General features: G+C 65.5%; 5 protein-coding genes. All 5 read left to right on the plus strand.

The genetic code is table 11. From position 1 onward, the window contains the following. On the plus strand, nucleotides 1-572 hold a 572-nt coding region (locus RR928_RS24275; protein ID WP_332684620.1), incomplete at its 5' end, for a radical SAM protein. Nucleotides 573-764: 192 nt separating this feature from the next. Continuing rightward, the gene (locus tag RR928_RS24280; RefSeq protein WP_332684622.1) at nucleotides 765-3,116 is read left to right on the plus strand and encodes an ATP-binding protein; all 2,352 of its coding nucleotides are present in this window, start codon (nucleotides 765-767) and stop codon (nucleotides 3,114-3,116) included. Beyond that, nucleotides 3,113-3,844, plus strand: coding sequence for a methyl-accepting chemotaxis protein (locus RR928_RS24285; RefSeq protein ID WP_332537848.1), 732 nt, complete (start codon nucleotides 3,113-3,115; stop codon nucleotides 3,842-3,844). Before RR928_RS24280 ends, RR928_RS24285 begins: the two co-directional genes overlap by 4 nt. Then, nucleotides 3,841-4,389 (plus strand): hypothetical protein, encoded by a 549-nt coding sequence (locus RR928_RS24290; RefSeq protein WP_332537847.1) that lies wholly within the window; start codon nucleotides 3,841-3,843, stop codon nucleotides 4,387-4,389. Before RR928_RS24285 ends, RR928_RS24290 begins: the two co-directional genes overlap by 4 nt. A gap of 14 nt (nucleotides 4,390-4,403) precedes the next feature. Then, on the plus strand, nucleotides 4,404-4,738 hold a 335-nt coding region (locus tag RR928_RS24295), incomplete at its 3' end, for a response regulator (RefSeq protein ID WP_332684625.1).

The following is a 4,738-nucleotide window of genomic DNA, read 5'->3' on the forward strand; positions in this document are numbered from 1 at the left end:
ACCTCGACGTGCCGCTGCAGCACAGCCACCCCGATGTGCTCAAGCGCATGAAGCGTCCGGCCAGCGGCGAGAAGAACCTCGAGCGCATCCAGCGCTGGCGCGAAATGTGCCCCGACCTGATCATCCGCTCGACCTTCATCGCCGGTTTCCCCGGTGAGACCGAGGAAGAGTTCGAGCATCTGCTCGACTTCATCCGCGCCGCGGAAATCGACCGTGCGGGTTGTTTTGCCTACAGCCCGGTCGAAGGCGCGACCGCCAACGACATTCCCGGCATGCTGCCGCTCGAAGTGCGTGAAGCCCGCCGCGCGCGCTTCATGGAAGTCGCCGAGGAAGTCTCGGCCAACCGCCTGCGCCGGCGCATTGGCTCGACCATGCAGGTGCTGGTCGATTCCGCCCCCGGCCTGGGCCGCAAGGGCGGCGTGGGCCGCAGCTATGCCGACGCGCCCGAGATCGACGGCGTGGTGCACCTGCTGCCGCCCGAGAAGATCAGCAAGACCATGAAGACCGGCGAGTTCACGCGCGCGCGCATCGTGGGCACGCAAGGCCACGATCTGGTCGGCGTGCCGATCTGATTTCCCTTCCAGGGCGGCGCACGTCGCCCTGGCTGCCGCCCTGCGGCATTCCCGCCATAGTCAGCGCAGGCCTTGGCCGGGAAGATCTCTCTGCAATGTCATCAAGTCGCAATCTCCACTTGAAATAATTCAACCGATAAAGTTGCAATTTGCAACATTTCGGTGAATCAATTCTCAGAGATTGGATGTGCAATGAACATCAAGCAGCGCATCGTCATGCTGGTGACGCTCGTGTTTGCCGCCCTGGCCGTCATCGGCGGTTTCGCGGTCATCCAGGCGCGCAGCAACTCCGAACAGGTCAGGCAGGTGACCGAGGGCGTGGTGCCCAGCGCCATTGCGTCGGTCGAACTGATGACGCAACTCAAGGACGTGCAGATCGCCGCGCTGGCGATGATTGCCGCGCCCGATGAAAACCAGGTGCGCCTGGCGCTCGAAGAGCTGAATGCGAAGAAGGAAGCCTTGACGCAGGCCCTCGCGGCCCAGCATGCCCAGGCCGACAGCCAGGCCCAGCGCGGCCTGATCGAGGCCGCTCAGGAGAGCATGCAGAACTACTTCGCATCGATCAACGATACCGCGCAGTTCAAGCTCGCGGGCCAGACGGAGCTTGCCGAAGCCAACATGGGTGCGACCGTCGATCAGTATCTGCGTGAACAAGGCCAGATGATCGATGCGGTGCAGGTGGAAAAGCGCCGCAGCAAGGACGCGGCGATCAATGCCCTCAACGCCGAGCTGTCGCACACCACGGCGGCGCTGATGGCCATCAGCGCCGCGGCCGCGCTGGTGCTGGGCCTGATCGGCCTGCTGCTCTACAAGCAGGTGATACACCCGATCGCGCAGATGGAGGCGAAGATGACGCAGATCGCCACCAGCCAGGATTTCACGCACCGCCTGGATGTCGCCAGCGACGACGAGATCGGGCGTTCGATGCAGGCCTTCAACACCATGGTGGCGAAGATCGAGGAAAGCACCGAACTGGTCAAACAGAAGGCGGCCGACATCCAGGCGATGCTGCGCTATGTGCCCCAGGGCATCCTGACCGTGCAGCCCGATGGCAGCGTGCACCCCGAGTACTCGGAATATCTGGAAAGCATTCTGGAGACGCGCGAGATTGCCGGGCGCAACGCCATGGAGCTGGTGTTCAAGGACACGCCGCTGGGCGAGGATGCGCGCGCGCAGGTGGCGGCCGCGCTGTCGTCCTGCCTGGGCGAGGACGCGATGAATTTCGAATTCAACAGCCATCTGTTCCCCACCGAGCTCCAGCGTGCATTCCCCGACGGCCGCAGCAAGGTGCTCGACCTGAGCTGGGCGCCGATCAGCGCCGAAGACGGCACGGTGCTGCGCCTGCTGCTGTGCGTGCGCGATGTGACCGAGCTGCGCAAGCTGGCGCTGGCCGCCAGCGCGCAGGGGCGAGAACTGGCGATCATCGGCGAGATTCTCGCCATGGACCCGGCGAAGTTCGGGCTGTTCATCGCCAGCAGCCAGCGCTATCTGGCCGAGAACGCGCAAGCCGTGGCGCGCGCCGATGCGGCGGATGGCGCGGCCGTCACGTCAGCGGTCGATCTGCTGTTTCGCAACATGCACACCATCAAGGGCAATGCCAGAACCTATGGCCTGCAGCAGCTGACGGACATCGTGCATCGCGTGGAGCAGGACTACGAGGCCTTGCGCGGCGGCCACAAGGATTGGAATGCCCAGGCGCTGCAAAGCGATCTGCAGCAGGTGGGCCAGGCGCTGCAAGAGTATGCGTCCATCCACACCGACAAGCTGGGGCGCGCTGCGATGGAGCCCGGCCTGGAGTCGGGTCCGCTGCTGCGCCTGGACCGCGCCGAACTCGACGCCGTGCTCGCCCGCCTGCAGGTCAAAGAGAGTGACAGCCGCGACATGCTTGCCGCCGCCGTGCAGCACACGCGCTCGGCGCTCGAGCGCCTGGACGCCCAGCGCCTGGGCGCCATGATCCAGGACGTGCTCGCAGCCATTCCCGCGCTGGCCCTGGAGCTGCACAAGGAGGAGCCGCGCATTGCCATCGCCGATGCGGGCGTGGGCATACGCCGCGCCGCGGCCGCGGCGCTGCAGGACATGTTCATGCATCTGCTGCGCAATGCGCTCGACCATGGCCTGGAGCAGCCGCTGGCACGCATTGCCAAGGGCAAGCCCGCGGCCGGGCAGATTCACATTGAGGTGGTCAACGATGGGCGCGGCCTGCACATCATCACCAGCGACGATGGCCGCGGCCTGGATCTGGATGCCCTGCGTGCCAAGGCGATAGAGAAGCAATTGGTAGACGCCGAGGCCCAGGCGTCGCCGGCCGAGGTCGCCGAGTACATCTTTTTGCCCGGGTTCTCGACGGCCCAGCAGGTCAGCGACATTTCCGGGCGCGGCGTGGGCATGGATGCGGTGCGCAGCCTGGTGCAGTCGCTGGGCGGCAGCATCGCCATACAGCTGCTGGGACGCGAGGGCGATGCGGTGCGCGCCTTCCAGACCGTGGTGACGCTGCCTGCGGCATTGGCAATCAGCCATACAGAAGAAACGGGGGTCGCGGCATGAGCCTGGTTGCAATTTTTGCCGCGGGCATGGCTTGTGCGGGCGCGGTGTTCTCCCTGTGGATCTGGCGCCTCAAAATCCGCCTGCGGGGCTGCGCGCAGCAGCTGCAAGCGCTGCAGTCGGCGCGCGTGAATACGGACGAATGCGATGCGCTGCGGGCCGAGATCGATGGGCTGCGAGCCGCGGGCCAGGCGGCTGCAATGGAGTGGCGCGCGCGCTCTTCGGCGCTCGAGGCGCAGCATGCCCAGGCCTTGCAGTCGGTGATGCAGCAGGCCCATCAGGCCTTCGATGCGTCTCAGGGCAGCTCCCATGAAGTTGCCGGCGCGATACGCGATCTGTACGGCATGGAGATGACGTTCGAGCGCTGGCATGCGGACATGACGGTGCTGCTGGCGCACAACCGCGGCATGCATGCCAAGAACGAGGAGTTCTCGCTGATCGTGCGCCAGATGGTGATGGTGGCGCTCAATGCCTCGATCGAGTCGGCGCGTGCGGGCGCGACCGGGCGCGGCTTTGGCATCGTCGCCAACGAGATGCGCTCGCTGTCGGCGCGCGCCGAGGCGCTGTCCATGGACTACCGGCGCACGCTCTACGAAAACGATCTGATCACCACCACCACCTTCCAGGACATGCAGGCCGGCGGCCGCATGATCCTGGGAGCGGTGCGCGGCCTGGAGCTGAGCCATCGCAAGGGCACCGAGGCCACGGCGCTGTCGTTGGAATGCGCATGATCTCGGCCAGCGCCTGCGCGAGCCTGGACCGCATGTTCGTGCACAGTCTCCAGAACACGTTTTTCACCCCGGAGGGCGAGCGCGCCGCGGTCACCCAGGTCGCGCAGTCCCTGCCCGATGCCGGTGCGCAGATGGTGGTGCTGATGATCGCTTCCCACACTTTCCGGCTGGTGATGGCGCTGCATTTTCCGCAGGCCGGCGAAGCGCTGCGTTTGCTGGTCCCCGATAGCGATGGGGGCGACGCCGGGCCGCATGCGTTTCGCGACCAGATGTCGGAGCGCGGCAACATGTGCTGCGGCATGGTCAACCGCGAGATAGGGCGCTTCTTCGCGCACACCGGCATGTCGACGCCGCACATCATCGACAGCCGCAGCGGGCCGTTCATGACGGCCTTGCCGCATGCCTATGCGACCCACTGGCGCGTCGCGATCGATGCGCGGCTGCATATCGACGCCAGCCTGTGCATGCACAACCGCGCCCCCATGGACTTCGAATGGCATGCGGATGCGCAGCAGGAAGTCACGGGCGAACTCGAATTTTTCTGAACAAGGCATTTCTCATGGCACAGATTCTCGTGGTCGACGATTCCAGCACCGTTCGCAATGAAGTCGGCGGCTTTCTCCAGCGCAGCGGCCTGAGCGTGGCCTATGCCGTCGATGGCAAGGACGGCCTGAGCAAGCTGGCCGCCGATCCGTCGGTGAAGCTGGTGGTGTGCGACGTCAACATGCCCAATATGGACGGCCTGACGATGGCCGAAAAGGTGCGCAGCGAGCTGCGCAACAGCGCCGTCAACATCGTGATGCTGACCACGGAAAATGCGCCCGCGATGAAGGAGCGCGGCAAGGCCGCGGGAATCAAGGGCTGGATCGTCAAGCCGTTCAACGGCCCGGCGGT

Source organism: Comamonas sp. (assembly GCF_036666375.1).
Lineage (GTDB): Bacteria > Pseudomonadota > Gammaproteobacteria > Burkholderiales > Burkholderiaceae_C > Comamonas.

Excerpts from the sequence above, each read along its gene's own strand:
- RR928_RS24280 (WP_332684622.1), top strand. The coding sequence starts at position 765 with ATGAACATCAAGCAGCGCATCGTCATGCTGGTGACGCTCGTGTTTGCC.
- RR928_RS24285 (WP_332537848.1), top strand. The coding sequence starts at position 3,113 with ATGAGCCTGGTTGCAATTTTTGCCGCGGGCATGGCTTGTGCGGGCGCG.
- RR928_RS24290 (WP_332537847.1), top strand. The coding sequence starts at position 3,841 with ATGATCTCGGCCAGCGCCTGCGCGAGCCTGGACCGCATGTTCGTGCAC.